21 protein-coding genes and 1 rRNA gene (1 of these 22 cut by a window edge) are annotated in these 21,286 nt (G+C 57.2%); 6 read left to right on the forward strand and 16 right to left on the reverse strand.

Going from position 1 to position 21,286, the window contains the following annotated elements:
- From RHM68_RS21155 to RHM68_RS21185, 7 genes are all read right to left on the reverse strand, one after another.
- Positions 1–709, reverse strand: a 16S ribosomal RNA gene (locus RHM68_RS21155); it reaches 830 nt to the left of the window's first position.
- 543 nt (positions 710–1,252) lie between these two features.
- Positions 1,253–1,873: a protein-methionine-sulfoxide reductase heme-binding subunit MsrQ gene (gene msrQ, locus RHM68_RS21160; protein ID WP_322218809.1), complete on the reverse strand. Its 621-nt coding sequence runs from the start codon at positions 1,871–1,873 to the stop codon at positions 1,253–1,255.
- Complete coding sequence (gene msrP / locus RHM68_RS21165; RefSeq protein WP_322218812.1) at positions 1,873–2,886, reverse strand: protein-methionine-sulfoxide reductase catalytic subunit MsrP; 1,014 nt, start codon at positions 2,884–2,886, stop codon at positions 1,873–1,875. The genes msrQ and msrP overlap by 1 nt, the downstream gene beginning before the upstream one ends.
- Before the next feature lie 63 nt (positions 2,887–2,949).
- A complete protein-coding gene (gene pssA, locus RHM68_RS21170; RefSeq protein ID WP_322218815.1) occupies positions 2,950–3,807 on the reverse strand; it encodes a CDP-diacylglycerol--serine O-phosphatidyltransferase in 858 nt (285 codons plus the stop codon).
- Between the two features lie 144 nt (positions 3,808–3,951).
- Positions 3,952–4,968 (reverse strand): ketol-acid reductoisomerase, encoded by a 1,017-nt coding sequence (ilvC, locus tag RHM68_RS21175; protein ID WP_048724408.1) that lies wholly within the window; start codon positions 4,966–4,968, stop codon positions 3,952–3,954.
- Positions 4,969–5,016: 48 nt separating this feature from the next.
- Positions 5,017–5,508 (reverse strand): acetolactate synthase small subunit, encoded by a 492-nt coding sequence (gene ilvN, locus RHM68_RS21180; RefSeq protein ID WP_003176102.1) that lies wholly within the window; start codon positions 5,506–5,508, stop codon positions 5,017–5,019.
- Between the two features lie 2 nt (positions 5,509–5,510).
- On the reverse strand, positions 5,511–7,235 hold the full coding sequence (locus tag RHM68_RS21185) for an acetolactate synthase 3 large subunit (protein ID WP_322218818.1): 1,725 nt from the start codon (positions 7,233–7,235) through the stop codon (positions 5,511–5,513).
- 400 nt (positions 7,236–7,635) lie between these two features.
- Here RHM68_RS21185 and RHM68_RS21190 point away from each other — a divergent pair, with 400 nt between their 5' ends.
- Positions 7,636–8,058 carry a DUF4124 domain-containing protein gene (locus RHM68_RS21190; RefSeq protein ID WP_322218821.1) on the forward strand — a complete coding sequence of 141 codons (423 nt, stop codon included), beginning with the start codon at positions 7,636–7,638 and terminating at the stop codon, positions 8,056–8,058.
- Between the two features lie 18 nt (positions 8,059–8,076).
- Here the strand turns inward: RHM68_RS21190 and RHM68_RS21195 are convergent, their stop codons facing one another.
- The 3 genes from RHM68_RS21195 to mrcB are packed head-to-tail and all read right to left on the reverse strand — an operon-like array spanning position 8,077 to position 11,490.
- Positions 8,077–8,412 carry a YqcC family protein gene (locus RHM68_RS21195; protein WP_322218824.1) on the reverse strand — a complete coding sequence of 112 codons (336 nt, stop codon included), beginning with the start codon at positions 8,410–8,412 and terminating at the stop codon, positions 8,077–8,079.
- On the reverse strand, positions 8,412–9,149 hold the full coding sequence (locus tag RHM68_RS21200; RefSeq protein WP_322218827.1) for a tetratricopeptide repeat protein: 738 nt from the start codon (positions 9,147–9,149) through the stop codon (positions 8,412–8,414). The genes RHM68_RS21195 and RHM68_RS21200 overlap by 1 nt, the downstream gene beginning before the upstream one ends.
- A 16-nt stretch (positions 9,150–9,165) precedes the next feature.
- The gene (gene mrcB / locus RHM68_RS21205; protein ID WP_322218830.1) at positions 9,166–11,490 is read right to left on the reverse strand and encodes a penicillin-binding protein 1B; all 2,325 of its coding nucleotides are present in this window, start codon (positions 11,488–11,490) and stop codon (positions 9,166–9,168) included.
- Between the two features lie 117 nt (positions 11,491–11,607).
- Between mrcB and RHM68_RS21210 the strand changes: the two genes are divergently transcribed.
- The 4 genes from RHM68_RS21210 (at position 11,608) to RHM68_RS21225 (ending at position 14,929) form a co-directional block, all read left to right on the forward strand.
- Positions 11,608–13,164, forward strand: coding sequence for an AAA family ATPase (locus RHM68_RS21210; RefSeq protein ID WP_322218833.1), 1,557 nt, complete (start codon positions 11,608–11,610; stop codon positions 13,162–13,164).
- 91 nt (positions 13,165–13,255) lie between these two features.
- Positions 13,256–13,600 (forward strand): pentapeptide repeat-containing protein, encoded by a 345-nt coding sequence (locus RHM68_RS21215; protein WP_322218837.1) that lies wholly within the window; start codon positions 13,256–13,258, stop codon positions 13,598–13,600.
- Positions 13,601–13,840: 240 nt separating this feature from the next.
- The gene (locus RHM68_RS21220; RefSeq protein ID WP_003228231.1) at positions 13,841–14,113 is read left to right on the forward strand and encodes a TfoX/Sxy family protein; all 273 of its coding nucleotides are present in this window, start codon (positions 13,841–13,843) and stop codon (positions 14,111–14,113) included.
- Between the two features lie 15 nt (positions 14,114–14,128).
- Positions 14,129–14,929: a Crp/Fnr family transcriptional regulator gene (locus RHM68_RS21225; RefSeq protein ID WP_322218843.1), complete on the forward strand. Its 801-nt coding sequence runs from the start codon at positions 14,129–14,131 to the stop codon at positions 14,927–14,929.
- 225 nt (positions 14,930–15,154) lie between these two features.
- Here RHM68_RS21225 and RHM68_RS21230 read toward each other — a convergent pair whose 3' ends face one another.
- Genes RHM68_RS21230 through RHM68_RS21245 form a run of 4 tightly spaced genes read right to left on the reverse strand, consistent with a single transcriptional unit; the run spans position 15,155 to position 18,723 of the window.
- The gene (locus tag RHM68_RS21230; RefSeq protein WP_322218846.1) at positions 15,155–16,015 is read right to left on the reverse strand and encodes a ChaN family lipoprotein; all 861 of its coding nucleotides are present in this window, start codon (positions 16,013–16,015) and stop codon (positions 15,155–15,157) included.
- A 22-nt stretch (positions 16,016–16,037) separates the two neighbouring features.
- A complete protein-coding gene (locus tag RHM68_RS21235) occupies positions 16,038–16,805 on the reverse strand; it encodes a heme ABC transporter ATP-binding protein (protein WP_322218848.1) in 768 nt (255 codons plus the stop codon).
- The gene (locus RHM68_RS21240; RefSeq protein WP_322223901.1) at positions 16,805–17,788 is read right to left on the reverse strand and encodes an iron ABC transporter permease; all 984 of its coding nucleotides are present in this window, start codon (positions 17,786–17,788) and stop codon (positions 16,805–16,807) included. Before RHM68_RS21240 ends, RHM68_RS21235 begins: the two co-directional genes overlap by 1 nt.
- A 50-nt stretch (positions 17,789–17,838) precedes the next feature.
- Positions 17,839–18,723: a heme/hemin ABC transporter substrate-binding protein gene (locus RHM68_RS21245; protein WP_322218851.1), complete on the reverse strand. Its 885-nt coding sequence runs from the start codon at positions 18,721–18,723 to the stop codon at positions 17,839–17,841.
- 162 nt (positions 18,724–18,885) lie between these two features.
- On the opposite strand from RHM68_RS21245, the gene RHM68_RS21250 reads away from it, so the two are divergent.
- A complete protein-coding gene (locus RHM68_RS21250; protein WP_322218853.1) occupies positions 18,886–19,203 on the forward strand; it encodes a Rieske (2Fe-2S) protein in 318 nt (105 codons plus the stop codon).
- Here the strand turns inward: RHM68_RS21250 and sfsA are convergent.
- Positions 19,200–19,913 (reverse strand): DNA/RNA nuclease SfsA, encoded by a 714-nt coding sequence (sfsA, locus tag RHM68_RS21255; protein WP_322218856.1) that lies wholly within the window; start codon positions 19,911–19,913, stop codon positions 19,200–19,202. The genes RHM68_RS21250 and sfsA overlap by 4 nt on opposite strands.
- Positions 19,913–21,085 (reverse strand): pyridoxal phosphate-dependent aminotransferase, encoded by a 1,173-nt coding sequence (locus RHM68_RS21260; RefSeq protein WP_322218857.1) that lies wholly within the window; start codon positions 21,083–21,085, stop codon positions 19,913–19,915. The genes sfsA and RHM68_RS21260 overlap by 1 nt, the downstream gene beginning before the upstream one ends.
- Positions 21,086–21,286: the final 201 nt, after the last annotated feature.

A 21,286-nucleotide genomic window follows, 5' to 3' on the forward strand; every position in this document is an offset into this window, starting at 1 on the left:
CTTCCTATATCTACGCATTTCACCGCTACACAGGAAATTCCACCACCCTCTACCATACTCTAGCTCGACAGTTTTGAATGCAGTTCCCAGGTTGAGCCCGGGGATTTCACATCCAACTTAACGAACCACCTACGCGCGCTTTACGCCCAGTAATTCCGATTAACGCTTGCACCCTCTGTATTACCGCGGCTGCTGGCACAGAGTTAGCCGGTGCTTATTCTGTCGGTAACGTCAAAACACTAACGTATTAGGTTAATGCCCTTCCTCCCAACTTAAAGTGCTTTACAATCCGAAGACCTTCTTCACACACGCGGCATGGCTGGATCAGGCTTTCGCCCATTGTCCAATATTCCCCACTGCTGCCTCCCGTAGGAGTCTGGACCGTGTCTCAGTTCCAGTGTGACTGATCATCCTCTCAGACCAGTTACGGATCGTCGCCTTGGTGAGCCGTTACCTCACCAACTAGCTAATCCGACCTAGGCTCATCTGATAGCGCAAGGCCCGAAGGTCCCCTGCTTTCTCCCGTAGGACGTATGCGGTATTAGCGTCCGTTTCCGAGCGTTATCCCCCACTACCAGGCAGATTCCTAGGCATTACTCACCCGTCCGCCGCTCGCCACCAGGTACAAGTACCCGTGCTGCCGCTCGACTTGCATGTGTTAGGCCTGCCGCCAGCGTTCAATCTGAGCCATGATCAAACTCTTCAGTTCAAACATCTTTGGGTTTTTAAGAAACCCTAAACTTGGCTCAGCAATCGTTGGTTACATCTTTGATTTCTCGCGGAGTAACTTGTGATGCTGATAATCTTGTTGACTATCAGTCTGACTCCACAAGCACCCACACGAATTGCTTGATTCAGTTGTTAAAGAGCGGGTGGCTAAGATCTTTCGTCTCAACCGAGGCGCGCATTCTACAGCAGCCCCTGTTACTGTCAAGCGGTTATTTTAAGAAGTTTCAAAGTTTCTTCTGCAACTTCAACCACTTGCGCTTTCGATCTCTCGTTAGCGGGAGGCGAATTCTACAGCGTTACTCGCTGCTGTCAACACCTCTTTTTCTCCGCTTTCGATCGAGAAGATCGAATCGTTTATAAGGCTAAAACACACTGCCTTATCAACTCCTTCTGGGCTTCGATGATCTGAAGCAGCTCGCTGTCGAAACCTACATAACTCTTTGTTTACCAAGGAGTTTTCCGTTTCGACTGCGCCGGAAGTGGGGCGAATTATAGACTTCCAGAATCTGCCGTCAACACCTAATTACGCTTTTCTTGTAGAAGGTGCCTTTTTAGCCATTAAACGCGGAATACGGCGGGTTACCGGCGGTACGCGTAACACTAATAGCAGCGCACCTATAGAAGCATAAATAGCCCACTCCTTAAGGTCGGCGCGAACGATCCATAGCATATGCAGCAACCCAAGCCCAAGAATCACGTAAGCCATTCGATGCAACTTCTTCCAGCGCCCGCCCAAACGTCTCTGACTGTAGCGATTGGAGGTCACGGCCAACGCCAGCAAACAAAGAAAGCCCAACGTACCGACAATAATGTACGGCCTCTTACGTAGCTCAACCCCCAACTGCGACCAATCAAAACCGAGGATGAATGCCGCATAGCCACTCAGGTGCAGGACCACGTAAGCAAAACACCACAACCCCAGTTGCCGCCTGACAGCAATCCATCCCGGCCAACCCGTCATTTTTTGCAAAGGCGTCATGCTTAAAGTGATGAGCAACAGAATAAGCGTCCCTAGCCCCAACCTATCAACCAGAACCTTACCCGGATCAGGACCCAGCACATCCGCCCATGCCTGATACAACCACAGCAGCGGCCATGCCGCCGCCGCGACGAAGACACCCACACGCCAGAACGGATATCGCATCAATAGTTCTTCCGCAGATCGAGCCCTACATATAAAGAAGCAACCTCATCCGAGTAGCCATTGAACATTTGCGTGTCACGCACATTGGGCTTGAACAAACCACTGGGTAAGCGACGCTCGCGCGCCTGAGTCCAACGCGGGTGATCAACCGAAGGATTCACATTCGCAAAAAAACCATACTCGTCCGCCGCAATACTCTGCCAGGTGGTTTTAGGCTGCTCACTGACCAAACTAATCCGCACGATAGATTTGACGCTCTTAAAGCCATACTTCCAAGGCACAACCAGACGCAACGGCGCGCCGTTCTGGTTGGGCAGCTCACGCCCATACATACCTACGGCAAGAATCGCCAAAGGACTCATCGCCTCATCCAGCCTTAGCCCTTCGACATAAGGCCAGTTGATCAAAGCAAAATCAGAACGCTGCCCTGGCATGGTCTTAGGGTCTTGCAAGGTTTCAAAGCGAATATATTTAGCCTTGGACGTAGGCTCTACTTGCTTGAGCAAGGCGGAGATAGGAAAACCTATCCAGGGAATGACCATCGACCAGGCTTCCACACAGCGCAGGCGATAAATTCGCTCCTCCAACTGATAAGGCTTCATGAAGTCTTCCAGCGCATATCGCCCCGGCTTACCCACCTCCCCATCGACAACCACACTCCAAGGCTCAGTCTTTAGTGCGCCGGCATTGGCAGCCGGATCGCCCTTATCGGTGCCGAACTCATAGAAGTTGTTGTAGTGGGTCGCATCTTTGAAGGGGGTAATCGCCTCATCCTTGACGTTGATCGCTCCCCACTTAGTAGAAGGAAGCTTTTCAGAAAACCAGGCCGGCGCCTTGCCTGCTTCGACATCTGCATAGCGCCCAGCCTCTTCGGCATTCGCCCAGCGCGGTAGACCGCTCACGGCCAAACCAGCCAAAGCAGCACCAAGCACACTACGACGAGAGAGATAAAGGGATTCAGACGTGACATCCGACTCATGACAGTCAGACGCTTTGGGGACTTTGATCAGCATGGCAACTCCGCAGCATTGGAGGACAGATGCACCAATAGACTGCGGAGTATGGGGGAAATTACATTACTCGGTGTTTTTGTGCCGGCGAAGATGCAACAAATATTGCACCGGGCCAGAAGCCGCGTAGGCGAGGAAAACCAGCAGTAGTATGCGCGGCGGATCACTGAACACCACGGCAAACACCAGCACCACGGCGAGGATCGCAACAAAGGGAACGCGCCCCTTCAAGTCCAGCTCCTTGAAGCTGTTGTACTTGATGTTACTGACCATCAGCATACCGGCAGCCGCTACCATCAAGGCAACCAGGAAGGACATCTTCGAGCCCTGAATACCGTAATCACTGAACGCCCAGACAATACCCGCCACCACACCCGCGGCAGCAGGACTGGCCAGACCAATAAAGTAGCGTTTGTCCGCAGTGCCAACTTGAGTGTTGAACCGCGCCAAACGCAACGCAGCGCCGGCAACATAAATGAAGGCGACCATCCAGCCAACCTTGCCCATATCACCCAGCGCCCAACCGAACGCCAGCAGCGCCGGTGCGACGCCAAACGCGACCATGTCCGACAGAGAGTCGTACTCGGCACCAAATGCGCTCTGGGTATTGGTCATACGAGCAACCCGACCATCCAGGCCATCAAGCACCATGGCGACGAAAATCGCGATCGCCGCGAACGCAAAATACTTACTCGCACTGGCTGAGTCACCGGCGCTCAAGGCCGCCTGAGCACTCATCGAGTTGATGATGGAATAGAAACCTGCGAAGAGGTTCGCAGTGGTAAACAGATTCGGCAGAAGGTAGATACCACGATGCCGGACTTTACGACCTTCAGCGTCATGCCCTTCTTCGATGTGTTCATCGATAGGCAGCAGACTTTCGGCGTCAGGAGCCTGGTTTGGCTCTTCGGGACGTTCGCTCATGGACATTACCTTGCAACAGGGTGGAAAGTTTCGACAGGTGTCTGGGACGACGGTTCGGCCGCAAACGATGCAGCTTTATACCAGAACCAGCCTCCCAAACAAAAAAACGCGGCCTAGGCCGCGTTTTCCGTACAAGTGAGCGACTTAGTTTTTAGCTTTGTCGACGATCTTGTTGGCACCGATCCACGGCATCATGGAGCGCAGTTGCTCGCCGATGATCTCGATACCGTGAGCGGCGTTATTACGACGCTTGGCGGTCATCGAAGGGTAGCCGGTCGCGCCTTCGCTGATGAACATTTTGGCGTATTCGCCGTCCTGGATACGTTTCAGGGCATTGCGCATGGCCTGACGGGATTCGGCGTTGATCACTTCCGGGCCGGTCACGTACTCGCCGTACTCAGCGTTGTTGGAGATCGAGTAGTTCATGTTGGCGATGCCGCCTTCGTACATGAGGTCAACGATCAGCTTCAGCTCGTGCAGGCATTCGAAGTAGGCCATTTCCGGCGCGTAGCCAGCTTCAACCAGAGTTTCGAACCCGGCTTTAACCAGCTCAACGGTGCCGCCACACAGTACGGCTTGCTCGCCGAACAGGTCGGTTTCGGTCTCGTCCTTGAAGGTGGTTTCGATGATGCCGGTACGACCGCCACCCACGCCAGCAGCGTAGGACAGTGCAACGTTTTTGGCGTTGCCGGAAGCATCTTGATAGATAGCGATCAGGTCAGGGATACCGCCGCCCTTCACGAACTCGGAACGCACGGTGTGGCCAGGTGCTTTCGGCGCGATCATGATCACGTCGAGGTCAGCACGCGGAACGACCTGGTTGTAGTGGATCGCGAAACCGTGGGAAAAGGCTAGGGTGGCGCCTTTCTTGATGTTCGGCTCGATTTCGTTTTTGTACAGGGCAGACTGGAACTCATCCGGCGTCAGGATCATGACCACGTCGGCGGCAGCGACAGCGGACGCAACGTCAGTCACTTTCAGGCCATGAGCTTCGGCTTTGGCAACAGTCGCCGAGCCTTTACGCAGACCAACGGTAACGTCAACGCCGGAATCTTTCAGGTTGCACGCTTGAGCGTGACCCTGCGAACCGTAACCGATGATGGCAACTTTCTTACCCTGGATGATCGACAGGTCGCAGTCTTTTTCGTAATAAACTTTCATGAAATTCCCCTATATATCCAGGCCGTTAAGGCCATTCGCTAATTTGGTTTAAATGCTGAGAACTTTGTCGCCGCGCGCAATCCCGGTGACGCCACTGCGCACGGTCTCCAGAATCGAAGCGGTGCCGATCGATTGAATAAAGCTGTCGAGCTTGTCGCTGGTACCCGTCAATTGAACGGTATACACGCTGGCACTCACATCCACGATCTGCCCACGGTAAATATCGGTGGTGCGCTTGATCTCGGCGCGCTGGGCACCGGTAGCCTTGACCTTGACCAGCATCAGTTCGCGCTCGATATGAGCGCTCTCCGACAGGTCAACCAGTTTGACTACCTCGATCAACTTGTTCAGGTTCTTGGTGATCTGCTCGATGACTTCATCGTGGCCAACAGTAGTCAGCGTCAGACGCGACAGGGTCGGGTCTTCGGTAGGTGCCACCGTCAGGCTTTCGATGTTGTAGTTGCGCTGCGAAAACAGCCCTACCACACGAGAGAGCGCGCCCGGTTCGTTTTCCAGAAGCAAGGAAATAATGTGCCGCATGATTAAGTACGCTCCGTCTTGCTCAGCCACATATCGCGCATGGAGCCGTCTTTGATCTGCATCGGGTAGACGTGCTCGCTGGTGTCGACCGAAATATCGAGCACCACCAGGCGATCTGTCATGGCAAACGCCTCTTCCATCTTCGACTTCAAATCTTTCGATTCAGTGATGCGCATGCCGACGTGACCATATGCCTCTGCCAGCTTGACGAAATCAGGCAACGACTCCATGTACGAGTGCGAGTGACGGCTGCCATAACTCATGTCTTGCCACTGACGAACCATACCCAGAACACCGTTGTTCAGGATGACGATTTTCACAGGCAGACCATATTGCAGACAGGTGGACAGCTCCTGAATGTTCATCTGGATACTGCCCTCACCCGTCACACAGGCGACGTCGGCATCAGGGAAGCTCAATTTGACGCCCATGGCTGCCGGAAAACCGAAGCCCATGGTGCCCAAGCCACCGGAGTTGATCCAGCGATTGGGCTTATTGAAACGGTAATATTGCGCGGCAAACATCTGGTGCTGCCCCACATCCGACGTCACATAGGCATCGCCTTTGGTGACTTCGCACAGGGTTTCAATCACGGTCTGCGGCTTGATGATGCTGCCGTCACCCTTGTCATAAGGGAACAGGCCACGGTCACCGCGCCACTCATCGACTTGCTTCCACCAACTGGCAACGGACTCCTTGTTCGGGGTCTCGCCAATTTCCTTGAGGATCGCGACCATTTCGGTCAGGACACTCTCGACCGGACCAACGATAGGCACGTCGGCCTTGATGGTTTTGGAAATAGAAGCCGGATCGATGTCGATGTGAATGATCTTGGCATTCGGGCAAAACTTCGCCGGCCCATTGATCACACGATCATCGAACCGTGCGCCAACCGCCAGGATCACGTCAGCGTGGTGCATCGCCAAGTTAGCCGTGTAGCTGCCATGCATACCGAGCATGCCGATGAACTGACGATCGGTGCCAGGGTAGGCACCCAGTCCCATAAGGGTGTTAGTCACAGGCAGGTTGAGCATCTTCGCCAATTCGGTCAGCGGCGCGGAGCCACCACCGAGAATCACGCCGCCGCCGGCGTACATCACTGGACGCTTGGCCGCCAGAAGCATTTCAGCTGCCTTGCGGATTTGCCCCGAGTGACCGCGAACAGCCGGGCTGTAGGAACGCAGCTTGGCTTTTTTCGGGAAAACGTATTCAAACTTCTCGGCCGGGTTGGTCATGTCTTTCGGGATATCGACAACGACAGGGCCCGGACGACCGGATTGCGCCAGGTAGAACGCTTTTTTCATGACTTCCGGGATTTCCGAAGCGTGCTTGATCATGAAGCTGTGCTTCACGATCGGCCGGGAGATACCGATCATGTCGGTTTCCTGGAACGCGTCGGTGCCGACGAGGGTGCTGGGCACTTGGCCGGAAATGATCACCATCGGAATGGAGTCCATGTAGGCCGTGGCAATACCCGTGATAGCGTTGGTTGCGCCCGGACCGGACGTCACCAGCACTACGCCGGCTTTACCGGTGGCGCGAGCATAGCCATCAGCCATATGGGTAGCAGCCTGCTCATGGCGAACCAGAATATGGGTCACTTCCGGTTCTTTGAACAGGGCATCGTAGACATGAAGAAGAGCACCGCCAGGGTACCCGTAGATGTATTTGACGCCTTCGTCACGCAAAAAGCGGACGAGCATCTCACCGCCAGATAAAAGCTCCACGTTGTTCACCTCTAAAACGCCAGAATACCGTCCACTCCAAAGCGAACGGGTCTTAATAGGTTTACTTCTCGGCAGAGCATGAGCGACGGTGGTCGCCGACTACGTCAGCACTGACTGAGCAAGTATTGGGATCGTCCCAAGTGTTGCGGGGCTTTCCCACCCAGCGCGAGGTAACGCGTTGCGGGTGTAACAGGTCGGCGCGGGTATGCGCCTCATGATCTACCGAGTGGGCCTGCTTCTGGCAGTCCCTCTACAGCGGACTTTGGATTCTTCTGTTTCGTCCCCTGCAAGTCAAGTCGTCAATGTGCTTTATTCTAGTAAGCGCATGAGAACGCAAGAAAAAACCTGTAAAACGCAAGTGTGTTAGCTTCAATTGCGCAACCCATGACAAGGAAACGGCATGCGAACGTTCATCTTCACCGCCAGTCTGCTGATAGCCCTGAGCCCTGCGTGCATGGCGGCTCAGATCTATAAGTGGGTCGACGCCCAAGGCGTGACCCATTTCGATGCACAACCACCCCAAGGCCAGCAATCGACAGCACTGGCCACGCCCCCTCCTCCTGCCGTCAAACCGGCCACCCCCTTGCGCAGTAGCACGACAGGCGCTCAAGAGGCCGTCGACAAAACGGTCAAAAAGCAGGTTGCCGAGCAGCAAGCGCAGCTCAATGCATTCTGTGAGCAGGCTCGAACGAACCTGGCTCAGCTTAAGAACAATCCGCGACTACGTGAAGAGGTCGAAGGCGAAAAGCGCCGCCTGACAGACCAGCAACGTCAGGAGCGCATCACCGAAACGCAAAAACAAATTGCAGATAACTGCCAGTAAACACTGGCAGCTTTTGCCTCAGCGGGAGGCTGTGATCAGCAGGTCGAACTCTTTGAGCAGAACCTGAAGCTGCCGATCCTTGCCTCGAACCTGGCGAGCAGCAAAGACCATTTCCGCCATGTCCTGAATCCCCGAGGCATTGGGCAAGGGTAGATCCTGCTCCAGAATCGCCTTCATCCGCGGCAGGAAGATCCATTGCAGCCATTGCTCAAAGTCCAGGGTATCGACCGAAAACGGCTCGACACTGGACAGCGCCTCAGCACTCGGCGGCAACTCGTCCCACCAACCCTGCACCCGCAGCTCACGCTCGATCAACAGCAACTGCTCGGCGATCCTTGGAAAACGCACATCCATCACAGCGAAACCTTGGCCTTCTGACGGGCCATCGCAGCGCCAGATGCATCACCTTGTTTCTCACGCGCCTGAGCAATCAGTTGCCACAAGCTGGCTTGAAGGTCCGGACGACCATTGGCGAAGGTCAAACCGCGACGAGCGAATTGCTCGGCCTGCGGCGCATCCCCTTGGGCCATGCGCACCTGCGCCAGACGGTAAAGCACTTGCGGCTCACGCGGAGCCACGCGCTGGGCACGCTCCAGGCTAGAAGACGCACCGTTAAGATCGCCACCGGCCTGTTGCTGCTGAGCGGTCGTTAACAGTGCGAGCACCGGACCGTCCAGTTGTTCATCGGCAGACAGGCCACCACCAGCGCTCGCCGAAGGAATACCGCTGGGCGTCGACGGCATGCTGTAGCTGCCCTGATTGATCGGCGCCGACTGGATCGGCGAGGTATCAATCGGCCCAGGGGTAATCGGCCCGGGAGTGATGGGCGAGGTGCTGATCGGAGTCGACGTGACCGCGCCACCTCCTGGCACCATCACCACTACCCCGCTATCCCCCTGCGCAACGGCCTGACTTTGAGCTTGCGGCGCACGTTTCACCGTCGTCTTGCGAAAACCGCCATTCGACGAAATACGCTCGCTATTGGACACCGCGGTACCGGAGTCCTCCACTGGAATTGAACCGCGTTGTACGGTGGAGCAGCCACTGAGCAAAGCCACGGCGGTAATCGCTGGAATCAACCACTTGTTCACTTGAAACCCTCTTTGCTTAATTCATCCAGCCCTTGACCCAATCCATCACCGTTTCACCGGAAGCAGGGCTTTGGCCACCACAAGCAGCGCCGGGAGGCGGTTCGCTGCCGCGAATATACGGCATCTGCACGGCACCTGGGCAGTTGGCATCGGAGCCTTGCCCGGTGCGCGAATCAATCCAGGCCTGAACAATGTTGTCCGGCTTTGGCATGTCCAGGGGCAACGGGTCGGCCTTGCGCATGAAGCTGGTCCAGACCTGCAACGCGCCCGTGGCCCCCGTAAACGGGGTCTTGCCGTTGTCATCACGCCCCAGCCAAACCACCGCCAACAAGTCCTGACTGAAACCGGCGAACCAACTGTCGCGTGAATCGTTACTGGTCCCGGTCTTGCCCGCCAACGTCAGGGTTTTCGGTAACACGTTGTAAACCGAGCTGCCTGTACCCTCACGCATCACACGCTGCATGGCGCTCTGGATCAAATAAATAGAGGCCGGATCGAAGCGTTGCTGGATCTGGAATGGATAACGCTTGAGCGGCTCGCCCTCGGCAGTCAATACGCTGCGAATCCCGCGCATCGGCGTATTGAAACCGCCGTTGGCCAAGGTCTGGTACATGGTCGCGACTTCCATCGGCGTCAAGCCACCCGCCCCCAACAGCATCGACGGGAACGCCGGAAACTCGCGAGTCACCCCAAGACGCGCCAATGTCTTGAGGACATTAGGCACGCCTAGCTCCAGTCCCAGACGCGAGGTCGACAAGTTGTAGGAATGCGCCAGCCCCTGGTACAGGAACACCGTGCCATGCGAACGACGGTCGTAGTTCTGCGGCTTCCAGATCTGTCCGTCCGCACCTTTTACGGTCACTGGGTCGTCCGACAGCCAACTGGTCAAGGTGTACTGGCTGGGTTTCTCAAGCGCTGTCAGATAAACCGCTGGCTTGATCAACGAGCCAATAGGTCGCACCGCATCCAGTGCGCGGTTGAAACCGGCAAAGCTGGCCTGACGGCTACCGATCATGGCCTGAACTTCTCCCGTTTCCGGGTTGGTCACGACCATGGCGGCTTCGACGTCCTCTGAGCCTTTGCGCCCAGCCAGGCGTTTAAAGGTGTCATTGACCGACGCTTCGGCTTTCATCTGCAGAATCGGATCGAAACTGGTGAAAATACGCAGGCCTTCTTCGGTCAAGTCTTCGTCGCGATAGTCTTCACGAAGTTGACGCTTAACCAGATCGATAAAGCCCGGGAAAGAGCTGTCTGCCAGCTTGCCCCGCGTGGTCACACCCAACGGCATTTTCTTCGCAGCAGCAATCTGCTCAGCGCTGGCGACGCCCTGTTGCTCAAGGACATCAAGGACCAGATTGCGCCGCTCCAGCGCCCGCTCAGGGTTACGACGCGGATTGTAATAGGACGGCCCCTTGACCATACCCACCAGCAACGCGACTTGATGCAGTTTCAGTTCAGACAAGGGCTGCGCGAAGAAGAACTGGCTGGCCAAGCCGAAACCATGCACGGCCCGCTGACCATCCTGGCCGACGAACACTTCATTGAGATAAGCCTCAAGAATTTCGCGCTTGTCGTAATGTAACTCAAGCAGCATCGCCATCATGGCTTCGGTAAGTTTGCGAGTCAGGCTGCGTTCGCTGGTCAGGTAGAAGTTCTTGACCAACTGTTGCGTCAGCGTACTGCCTCCCTGGGTCATCTTGCCCCCAGAGGTGTTGACGTAAATGGCTCGGGCAATCGACTTTGGCGACACGCCCCAATGGCTATAAAAATCCCGGTCTTCCACGGCGACCAGGGTTTCCAGCAAATACGGGGGCACCTGATCAATTTTGATCAAAATGCGATCTTCGAGATTTTTCGGGTAAATACCGCCGATCATTAACGGCTCAAGCCGCACCACCGACAACTTCGAACCGTTGGTCGCCGAGAGTTCAGCCACATAGTCGCCGGAGAACCGGACACGCACGGGCTGAGCCTTCTCCATGCCTTCATAGAACTGGAAGCCACGGGTATTCAAGTCGACGGTGTTGCCGTTGACCGCGGCCGCACCCGGGCCGTTGCTCACGCTTTCACGTCGATAGCCCAAGGCATCGAGTTCGGTCAGGAAGTCATCCTTGCTCAGCTTTTGGCCGGTAAACAGCTCAAGCGGGCGGGCATAAACCTTGGCCGGAATGGTCCAGCGCTTGCCGGAGAACTTCTCCTGAACCACGGCATCGAGGTAAACCGCAAACCCGGCCAGCACAACGAGGCCGACCAGACTGAGTTTAAGGGCCCAGCCCAGCCAAGGGCGCAGGCCCCTGGAAGGTGGTTTTTTTTGGGTGCGGGGGGATCGGGTACGAGTCATGGCGGCGGATTATACGCACTTTATTCAGACTCAACAGACGCCTGCCAAGGTTTGCGTCAGGCGGACTTACAGCCATAATGGCGACCAAGAATTTTCCCAGACTCTGAAGGATCGCCCGTGAGCCAGTCCCTGATCGCCGCCCTGCAAAACCCGGCCCTCTACCCGCATCCCGTTGACGGGTTCCACGTTATCGAGACTCACATTTCCTGGGTGCTGCTCACCGGCCCCTACGCTTATAAAGTGAAGAAACCTGTCAACTTCGGCTTCCTCGACTTCACCAGCCTCGACGCTCGCGAGCATTTCTGTGGTGAGGAGCTACGCCTGAACCAACGCCTGACCAATGATCTGTATCTGGAAGTGTTACCGATCACTGGCAGCACCGAGGCACCACAACTGGGCGGCGACGGACCAATCGTCGAGTTCGCTCTGAAAATGCGCCAATTCCCACAAAGCCAACTGCTCAGCACATTACAAGCCAATGGCGAATTGACCACTGCGCACATTGACGAGATGGCCGCACAAATCGCCCAGTTCCACCTCTCCACGCCCAAAGTCCCCGCCGAACACGAGGCTGGCACCCCGGACAGCGTCATGGCGCCAGTACGCCAGAACTTCGAACAGATCCTGCCTTTCCTCAGCGAGAAAGCCGATCTTTTGCAACTCGATGCCTTGCAAGCCTGGGCTGAAAGCAGTTTCGAACGCCTCAAGCCGCTGTTCGCCCAGCGTAAGGCCGCAGGTTTTGTCCGCGAATGCCACGGTGACATCCATCTGGGTAACGCCACCGTGATCGAGGGCAAAGTCGTGATCTTCGATTGCATCGAATTCAACGAGCCGTTCCGCTTCACCGACGTCTACGCCGACACTGGCTTTCTGGCGATGGACCTTGAAGACCGTGGCCTGAAGAGCCTGGCACGGCGTTTTATCAGCCAGTACCTAGAGCTGACCGGCGACTACCAAGGCCTTGAACTGTTGAACTTCTACAAAGCCTACCGCGCATTGGTTCGTGCCAAGGTTGCCCTGTTCAGCATGCCTGCCGAAGCCGATCCGGTGCAACGCGCTACCACCCTGCGCCAGTACCGCAACTACGCCAACCTGGCGGAAAGCTACAGCACCATTCCTTCGCGCTTCATGGCCATCACCCACGGCGTCTCCGCTGTCGGCAAGAGCCACGTGGCGATGCGCCTGGTTGAAGCGCTGGGTGCGGTTCGCCTGCGCTCCGATATCGAACGCAAGCGCCTATTCGGCGAGCAGGCCGTTGCGAACGATCTACAAGCCGGCATCTATAGTGCTGATGCCAGCGCGGCGACCTACGCCCGCCTGCATGAGATTGCCGCCGTGATTCTGCGTGCCGGTTTCCCGGTGGTAATCGATGCCACCTACCTCAAGCGCGATCAACGTGACGCTGCGGCAAAAATTGCCGAGGCCACCGGTGCTCCGTTCCTGATCCTGGACTGCAACGCACCGCAAGCCGTGATTGAAAGCTGGCTGGGCCTGCGCCAGGCCGATAAAAAAGATCCTTCCGACGCAAACCTGGCGGTTATCGCAGCGCAACAAGCAACCCGAGAGGCGCTGACGCCCGCCGAGATCCTTTGCAGCAAACGCGTCCAGACTAATGAAAGTGGAACCCTGGATACCGTTGTGGCGCAGATTCGTCAGCGTCTGCCCGGCCTCTAAGAAACTATTTCAACCGTGAAGCCTTCGCTGGCTTCACGGCTGCCGAATAGTGGCACTATACTGGCGCCATAAAACCAACAGGTGATGCGACATGAGCCAGCCAAAACTTCTCGACACCCCGCTTTATGCCTTATTGCACAAAGACGACATTGCAGGCTTCAACAAACAACGCCCTCACGACGGCCCTATCGACATGACCGGCGGAGATTTCCGTGGGCTTGATCTGCGTGAACTGCACGCCGACGGCGTTGACTTTACCGATGCCTATTTCCGCTCAGCCGACCTGCGCGGCATCGACTTTCGCAATGCGTCCCTGGAAGGCGCAAGCCTCGCTCATGCGCAAATCTCCGGCGCCTACTTCCCGCCAGAGCTGAGTGCTGACGAGATTCTGATGTCAATGAATTTCGGTACGCGCCTGCGTTACCGCACTCGCTAAAAGCAGCAGTCACCGACCAAACCAGCGCTTCCCACTTAGCGCTGGATGCTGCATGCGCCAGCTAAAAATCTCACCCTGAGCCCATCTCCTGCCCCGCGAGCGGGCGTTCATGCGCCTCAATGAGTTTGTCGCTTAGAAGCTTTTGCGTCGAAAACGACCAAACAAACGCGCTTTTCCTACTGATGTCTACACTCCTCAGAAGCTCGCCCACGCACCGTTCGGCCGTCGCAAGGAGGCTTGATGAATGATGAACTGCAGCACCTGAAGAATCTTGGCAAGACGTCGGCGCAGTGGCTACACGCCGTGGGCATCCACAGCGCATCGGACCTCCGTCGCCTGGGGGCGGTGGATGCTTATCGGGCCGTGCGCACCCGCGGGTTCCGGGCCTCCAAGGTGTTGTTGTATGCAATCGAAGGCGCGCTAATGGATGTGCATTGGAACGACATTCCCGCTGAGCGCAAAGACGCCTTGAATAAACAGCTTGAGGCCATCTCTTCACGTCATAAGAATTGAACAGGCACTGCTGTCATGTACCTACTCGGGGAACGGCCGGCTTACGCCGACACACTGATCCATCAACTGCAAAACATTCCAGCCCTGTTGCTCAAGGGCTTATCACCCTGTGGCCCGGCGTTGGCGCTTGAGGCGACCGATGACTTGGCGGCAGCGCTGCCCGAAGATCAACTGTTCTTGCTCGACACTGGCGTGATCCATGGCTGCGTGGACGAGCGAGCACTGTTCTATCTGCACGAAGGGGATCTGGTCGGTCTGCGCCAAGGCATGGAGTTGCCGCGTTGCCGTTTACGCAGTGATAGCCCTCTCTCATTGACACCTTACTGGCGAACCGAATGCTTTCAGCATATCTATGCCGACTCGCAGCGGGCGGAGCTGTTCGTGAAGTACCTGGTGGGCCAGACCGCCCTGCTCTCCGATGCGATAGCCCGCCTGAAACAACCAGAATTTCGCAGCACCAATGGCTTTCAGCGCGTAACCAACGGCGCAGTGCTGATTCAGCAAGGTGATGAGGCAGATCACGTGTTCGTCATTATTGAAGGGCACGCAGAGGCCTTTGTCGACGGGCATAAGGTGGGCGACGTACCAAAGGACGAGATTTTCGGCGCGATGGCGGTGTTCACCGGAGAGAAACGTAACGCAAGTGTGATCGCCAGTGAGCCAAGCACCGTGATGTTGATCCCCAAGGATCAATTCCTGAGCCTGACTCAAAGCAATCCAAGGATTGCCCACAGCCTGATTGAAAGCATGGCTCGACGCATAGACCTACTGAACAAACAGATCATTCAACTGAGTTCCCGCGAAACGAGAGACTGAAGCCCAGGCAACACCGGGCCTTGCGCTAGTTTTTAAAGAAATGAAAAATCAACGGTTGACATGGTAATGAGAATCGCTATGATTACCACCACTGGTCGCGAGACCAGTCGATATTCTGAAAAGCCCTTGGTTCGGACTCTCAGATTATCTCCTCATCAGGCTAATCACGGTTATTTGACCCGGCTCTTGCCGGGTCTTTTTTTGCCGGTAGAAAAGACACAGGGCCTAGTTTCTTAGCGGCTTGCCCATTTGCTCGCGCATCTGCGCACAGTAATCCGGTGTCGGCGTGGAGGGTGTGTACCAGACGTAATCCGCCATGGCCGGCGTGACGGTACTGCCCTGCTGCGCCAGCATCAATACGGTTGGCACTTCGGACTGCCGCAGATCAAGCACATGAATCGGTACGCCGACATCCTTGCGCGCGTGATAAGCACCGGCAAACAACAGTGCCGGTGTTGGCGACGCCAGTAATCGCTCGGCCATTCGCCGATCACGCTGCTGCTGCACGGCCAGCATCGCCGGCACCTGTGATTCAGGCAGCAAGCCGCAATGAGAACGGCTGATTTGCTCACGTAACTCATCCTGGACCGACGCAGCATTGACGCGTGAACCGCTCAAAGTCGGCGGCTGAGCGTAAAAGGCACGCACCTCGGCGTTGTCCAGATTGGCCGCCAGCAGCGGATAAGGCTGAGTCAGGGCGAAACGCACAATCGGCCCGTACAAACGCCAGTCCCAACCCTCTTGCCACGCCAACGCAGCGGGCAGATTGCGCGGTGGCCTGGATGCGTGTCTGACATCGTCGACCCGCCGTTGTTGATCAGGCGTCAGCATCTCCAACAACAGACTGCCTTGAGGCCGTTGTGCGCCCAATGCCTTTAGCAACCACAGTTGCAGTTCATGATGATCGCGGTTGTCGTGCTGTTCACCGACGATCAGCAGTGAAGCCTGGGCCAAACGCACCACCAGCTCCTCGGCGGTCAATGTTTGGCCGCTGCGCAAGTCGCGGATCTGGCTCGTGACCGGCGGCGCTGATCCTAGCTGGCAGGCACTCAGCAACAGCACCGCCAGCAGTAAAATCCCACGCATAGTTCTCACCTCGATGAATGACTCAGCGGGCGATGATTAATGGATGCCCGCGCTCCGGATGCGGCTGTACCAGCACTTCCAGGCCGAACACTGCTTTGAGCGGCCCCGGACGCAGCACTTGCTCCGGCGTATCCAGCGCCACCGGACGCCCTCTTTGCAGCAGTAATATGCGGTCACAGTAACGCGCCGCCAAATTCAGATCATGCAGAATCACCAACACAGAGGCCCCCTGATCGGCAAACTCGCGCACGGCTTGCAGGGTGGTGTGCTGATGCAGCGGATCAAGCATGGACGTTGGCTCATCCAGCAGCAACGTCTGCCCAGCCGCACCGGGCCAAAGTTGCGCCAGTACGCGTGCCAGATGTACCCGTTGACGCTCACCGCCGGACAGGGCCAGATAGCTGCGCCCTTGTAAATGCCCAACATCCGCCGCGAGCATTGCCGCCGCGACTATCTCGTCATCGCGCACTCGGCCACTTTGGTGGGGCAAACGGCCCATGCCCACCACCTCCTCAACGCGAAAAGCGAAGTCCAGGGTCGAAACCTGCGGCAATACCGCCAGACGCCTGGCTCGTTGCGCCCCGGCCCAGTGGATCAGCTCATGGTCATCAAGCCAGACGTGCCCTTCATCGGGCTGTAACTCACCACACAGGGCCGCGAGCAAGGTGCTCTTGCCGGCACCGTTCGGACCCAGCACGCCAAGGACCTGGCCCGGTTCAAGTTGCAGATCAATGTCCGCGAGGACCATCTTGTCGCCCCGACGGATGTTCAAACGTTGCGTTCGCAGCATCAGGTACGCCCTCGCAGCAACAAATACAGGAAGAAAGGCGCACCAATAAACGCAGTGACAATCCCGATGGGCAACTCGGCCGGCGCCAACACCATTCGGGCCACAAGGTCGGCGAACAACAACAGACTCGCGCCCGCCAGCACCGAGCCCGGCAACAACACTCGATGATCGGGGCCGGCCAGCAATCGCACCAGATGCGGTACAACCAACCCCACAAACCCGATCATCCCGGCAGCCGCGACCGCCGCCCCCACCCCCAGCGCCGTGCAGAACACCAATTCACGCTTGAGTTTCTCAACGTCAATGCCCAAGTGACCGGCCTCTGACTCTCCCAGCAGCAGCGCATTCAATGCCTTGGCCCGACGCGGCAGCCACAGCGCGACACTGACGCTGATCAGCAGCAACGGCCAGAGCCGCGAGTAACTGGCACCATTGAGGCTGCCCAGGTTCCAGAACGCCAGCGTGCGGAGCGTCGCGTCATCCGCCAGGTAGGTGAACAAACCTACCGCCGAGCCGGCCAGAGCCGTCAACGCGATGCCCGCCAACAACATGGTCGCGACATTGGTTTGCCCGTTGCGTCGACCCAATCGATACACCAGCGCCGTCACACCAAGCCCGCCGAGAAACGCACACAACGATAAAAGATACGGACCAAAAGCCTCAGGTAACCCGCCAAACGCCGAGCCGCCGACAATCGCAATCGCTGCCCCCAAGGCCGCGCCACTGGAGACACCGACCAATCCAGGGTCGGCAAGGGGATTACGAAACAAACCCTGCATTGCCACGCCGGACAGCGCCAGCACGCCGCCCACCGCCAGGCCGAGCAAAGTGCGTGGAAGGCGAATCTGTCCAACAATAAGTTCGGCCTGCTCCAGCCCCTCGGGAGCAATCGGCATGCCCATCAGCCGCAAGGCTGCGCGCAAGGTATCCAGCAGCGGCAAGCTCACCGGCCCCAGCGCCAACGACAACCAAATCGCTAACAAACACAGCAGGCTCAGGCCAACAAACAAAGTACGGGGTTTAACCAAAGTATTCATTGGCCTGAAATGCCTGGGTAGAAACCGTCAGACAGCTTTTGCAACGCCTCGGGCAAACGTGGCCCAAGTCCACCCACCAACAACGTGGGGTCGAGTTCCATGACGCGGCCTTCCTTGGCGGCGCGGGTCGAAGACAGAATTGGATTCTCCTTGAACAACGCGGCATGTGCCGCATCGCCGGTCAATGCACGGTCGGAAAAAACCAGTACATCTGGATTCAGGCTGGCCAGGGATTCGACAGAAAACGGCTTATAACCGGAGTGAGTTGCCAGATTGTGCCCCCCGGCCTGCTCCAGCAACCAATCGCCAGCGGTGTCCTTCCCGGCGATCAGCGGCTTGCCGCCCGCATTCCCAATGAGCAACAACACCCCTGGCGCTTTGTGTTTGAGCTGCACCAGCGTAACGCTAGCCTTTTGCTGCTCAAGTTGCTGTCGATAGCGCTGGAAGATTTGCGTCGCCTGCCCCTCCACACCCAGCAACAGGCCCAGGCGCTGCAAGTTGCCTTGCAACGTCGCCAAGTCCGGATGGGCCGAGAAAACCTCGACTTGAACACCCGCAGTACGAATCTGCGAAAGCACGGGTGGCGGCCCCATTTCCTCAGTGCCGACCAAAATCTGCGGGCGCAAACTCAAGAGCCCCTCTGCCGATAACTGACGCTGATAGCCGATGCTTGGCAATGCCTTTAACGTGTCGGGATGCTGACTGGTGGTATCAACCCCGACCAGCTTCGACTCGCCACCCAACAGGGTCACCCATTCAGATAAGGCGCCCCCGGCACTCACCCAACGCTGCGGCAACTCGGTCGCAGCCACTGCGTGACCGGCGAAAAATCCGACAAACAGCGCAACTACTCGGGTACTCAGATGGGTACACAGGCGCATAAACAGCTTCCTTAAAGAGGTTTTCCAGGCATCAGGCAGACAGGCCAAGTATCCTCGACATCCGCCAAACACCCGTTGGGCGAAGCAGTATTTGATAATTGTTTGCATTTGAACGTCAAGCTCGGACACATTCAGTCACGAGCATGGCGCCTGAGGATACCCATGAAGTTTCTTTGCCACGGCCTCGAATTGGCCGACGCCAGCAGTCGCGGTTTCGACGTCGACGGCCAAAAGCTCTTCGCCGTGCGCCGAGAGGGTCACGTGTATGTCTACCTCAACCGCTGCCCGCACCGTGGCGTCGCGCTTGAATGGAAGCCCGACCAGTTTCTGGACCCCAGCAAAAGCCTGATCCAATGCGCCACCCACGGAGCCTTGTTTCTGATCGAGGACGGAGAATGCGTCTCCGGCCCTTGTGCCGGGCAATCCCTGACCGTTATCCCCTGCCGTGAAGACGCACAGGGGATCTGGATCGGCGTTTAACCATTGAGCAAAACCTCCAGACGCCGATCAACCACGATCACTTCATGGGTGATGCTCACGCCGTAGGCCAGCACCTCGACCCCGCTGGACACCGCTTCACGCAACGCAGCGGCGTAGGCCGAATCGATTTCTTCTGCAGGACGCACGGCGTCGATGCCGCTGAGATTGACGCAATACAACTGCACGGCGCGAACTCCGTCCCGTGCCAGATGCGCCAACTCACGCAAATGCTTGGCCCCGCGCTGGGTCACCGCATCCGGAAATGCCGCCACCGACGTACCGTCAAAACCCAGGGTGACGCTTTTGACTTCCACATAAGCGGGCCCAGCCGGGTAATCGAGGCGGAAATCGATGCGGCTGTTTTCCTGGCCGTAGGCAACTTCGCGCCTGAGCGCGGTAAAACCCTTCAACGGCTCGATGACGCCTGACCGTAGCGCTTCTTCGATCAAACCGTTGGCTCGCCCGGTGTTCACACAAAACAAACGGCCTTGCGGGGTTTCGCCGATTTCCCAGGTGCCGGGCAATTTGCGCTTGGGATCGTTGGAACGGCTGAACCAGACCTGACCGCCCTCAACCTGACAATTAAGCATCGAGCCTGTGTTGGGGCAATGAATCGTCAGCAACTCGCCGTCAACGGTTTCGATATCGGCGAGAAAGCGCTTATAACGACGGATTAAGCGACCTTCTTCCAGGGGCGGATGAAAGCGCATCAGCCTTGCCAGCTTTTCAGGCCGCGTGCGATTCGCTCCACCGCTTCCTGCAACCGGGGCAGGCTTTGGGTGTAGGCAAAACGCACATGATGCCCGGCTTGATAACGTCCAAAATCCAGTCCCGGTGTAATCGCAACGTGCTCGGTTTCAAGGAAATGGCGACAGAAAGAGAATGCATCTCCGCCGAACTGGCTGATATCGGCATACAAATAGAACGCGCCCTCGGGCTCTACGGCGATGCCGAAACCCAGTTCTCGCAAGGCCGGCAGCAAGAAATCTCGCCGACGACCGAACTCGGCACGACGCTCTTCCAGAATGCTGATAGTTGCCGGTTCGAAGCAGGCCAATGCCGCGTACTGGGCCATGCTCGGGGCACTGATGTAGAGGTTTTGGGCCAGTTTTTCCAGTTCGCCGACCGCTGCTTCAGGGGCCACCAGCCACCCGAGGCGCCAACCGGTCATCCCGAAATATTTGGAAAAGCTATTGAGCACAAAGGCGCTGTCATCCACCTCCAGCACGCTCGCTGCCTCGGTGCCGTAGGTCAGGCCGTGATAGATCTCATCCACCACCAGATGGCCGTGACGCTGCTTGATCGCGGCCGATAACCCGGCCAGCTCACCACGCGTCAGGATCGTCCCGGTGGGGTTAGCCGGCGAAGCCACCAGCGCACCGACGCTGTCATGGTCCCAATGGCGCGCCACCAGGTCAGGGGTCAATTGATAACGCACATCCGGGCCCACCGGAACCAACTGTGCAGCGCCTTCCACCAGCCGCAGGAAGTGCCGGTTGCACGGGTAACCAGGGTCAGCCAGCAGCCAATGTTTGCCAGGGTCTACCAGCAAGGCACTGGCCAGCAGCAACGCGCCAGAGCCGCCGGGGGTGATGAGGATGCGCCGTGGGTCAATGTTCAACCCGTAACGCTGCTGGTAAAAACCAGAAATCGCCTCGCGCAACTCAGGAATGCCACGGGCGGCGGTGTAACGGGTCTTCCCAGCTGTCAGCGCAGCATGACCGGCCTGAATAATCGGCTCGGCAGTGGTGAAGTCCGGCTCACCGATTTCCAGGTGGATCACGTCGTGACCGGCCGCTTGCAGTTCATTGGCCCGCGCCAGCAACGCCATGACATGGAACGGTTCGATCGCACGACTGCGCGCACTGTAGGGCTGAGCCATTAGCCTTCCTCAACGGGGGAAAAGAATCGATTCTACCCAAGCGCTGGAACGAGCGAGAACCTAAAGCGGTCAGAGTCGTTATACCCCTGCTCGCAAACGACTCAAGCGTGTGCGGAAGGTTTAGCTAAAATCAATAATTGATCAGGCCTCCAAAGCCGCCAGACAAGGCTTTGCAATCATTTGTAAGCACAACGGGCCGCG

The sequence above is a fragment of the Pseudomonas sp. DC1.2 genome, assembly GCF_034351645.1.
Classification (GTDB): domain Bacteria; phylum Pseudomonadota; class Gammaproteobacteria; order Pseudomonadales; family Pseudomonadaceae; genus Aquipseudomonas.

Bases quoted from the DNA above. Each gene is read 5' to 3' on its own strand.
- mrcB (WP_322218830.1), bottom strand. From the start codon at position 11,490: ATGACTCGTACCCGATCCCCCCGCACCCAAAAAAAACCACCTTCCAGG.
- RHM68_RS21250 (WP_322218853.1), top strand. From the start codon at position 18,886: ATGAAGTTTCTTTGCCACGGCCTCGAATTGGCCGACGCCAGCAGTCGC.
- pssA (WP_322218815.1), bottom strand. From the start codon at position 3,807: ATGAGCGAACGTCCCGAAGAGCCAAACCAGGCTCCTGACGCCGAAAGT.
- RHM68_RS21215 (WP_322218837.1), top strand. From the start codon at position 13,256: ATGAGCCAGCCAAAACTTCTCGACACCCCGCTTTATGCCTTATTGCAC.
- RHM68_RS21225 (WP_322218843.1), top strand. From the start codon at position 14,129: ATGTACCTACTCGGGGAACGGCCGGCTTACGCCGACACACTGATCCAT.
- ilvN (WP_003176102.1), bottom strand. From the start codon at position 5,508: ATGCGGCACATTATTTCCTTGCTTCTGGAAAACGAACCGGGCGCGCTC.
- RHM68_RS21220 (WP_003228231.1), top strand. From the start codon at position 13,841: ATGAATGATGAACTGCAGCACCTGAAGAATCTTGGCAAGACGTCGGCG.
- msrP (WP_322218812.1), bottom strand. From the start codon at position 2,886: ATGCTGATCAAAGTCCCCAAAGCGTCTGACTGTCATGAGTCGGATGTC.
- RHM68_RS21195 (WP_322218824.1), bottom strand. From the start codon at position 8,412: ATGGATGTGCGTTTTCCAAGGATCGCCGAGCAGTTGCTGTTGATCGAG.
- RHM68_RS21235 (WP_322218848.1), bottom strand. From the start codon at position 16,805: ATGCTGCGAACGCAACGTTTGAACATCCGTCGGGGCGACAAGATGGTC.
- ilvC (WP_048724408.1), bottom strand. From the start codon at position 4,968: ATGAAAGTTTATTACGAAAAAGACTGCGACCTGTCGATCATCCAGGGT.
- RHM68_RS21190 (WP_322218821.1), top strand. From the start codon at position 7,636: ATGCGAACGTTCATCTTCACCGCCAGTCTGCTGATAGCCCTGAGCCCT.
- RHM68_RS21230 (WP_322218846.1), bottom strand. From the start codon at position 16,015: ATGCGTGGGATTTTACTGCTGGCGGTGCTGTTGCTGAGTGCCTGCCAG.
- RHM68_RS21245 (WP_322218851.1), bottom strand. From the start codon at position 18,723: ATGCGCCTGTGTACCCATCTGAGTACCCGAGTAGTTGCGCTGTTTGTC.
- msrQ (WP_322218809.1), bottom strand. From the start codon at position 1,873: ATGCGATATCCGTTCTGGCGTGTGGGTGTCTTCGTCGCGGCGGCGGCA.
- sfsA (WP_322218856.1), bottom strand. From the start codon at position 19,913: ATGCGCTTTCATCCGCCCCTGGAAGAAGGTCGCTTAATCCGTCGTTAT.
- RHM68_RS21260 (WP_322218857.1), bottom strand. From the start codon at position 21,085: ATGGCTCAGCCCTACAGTGCGCGCAGTCGTGCGATCGAACCGTTCCAT.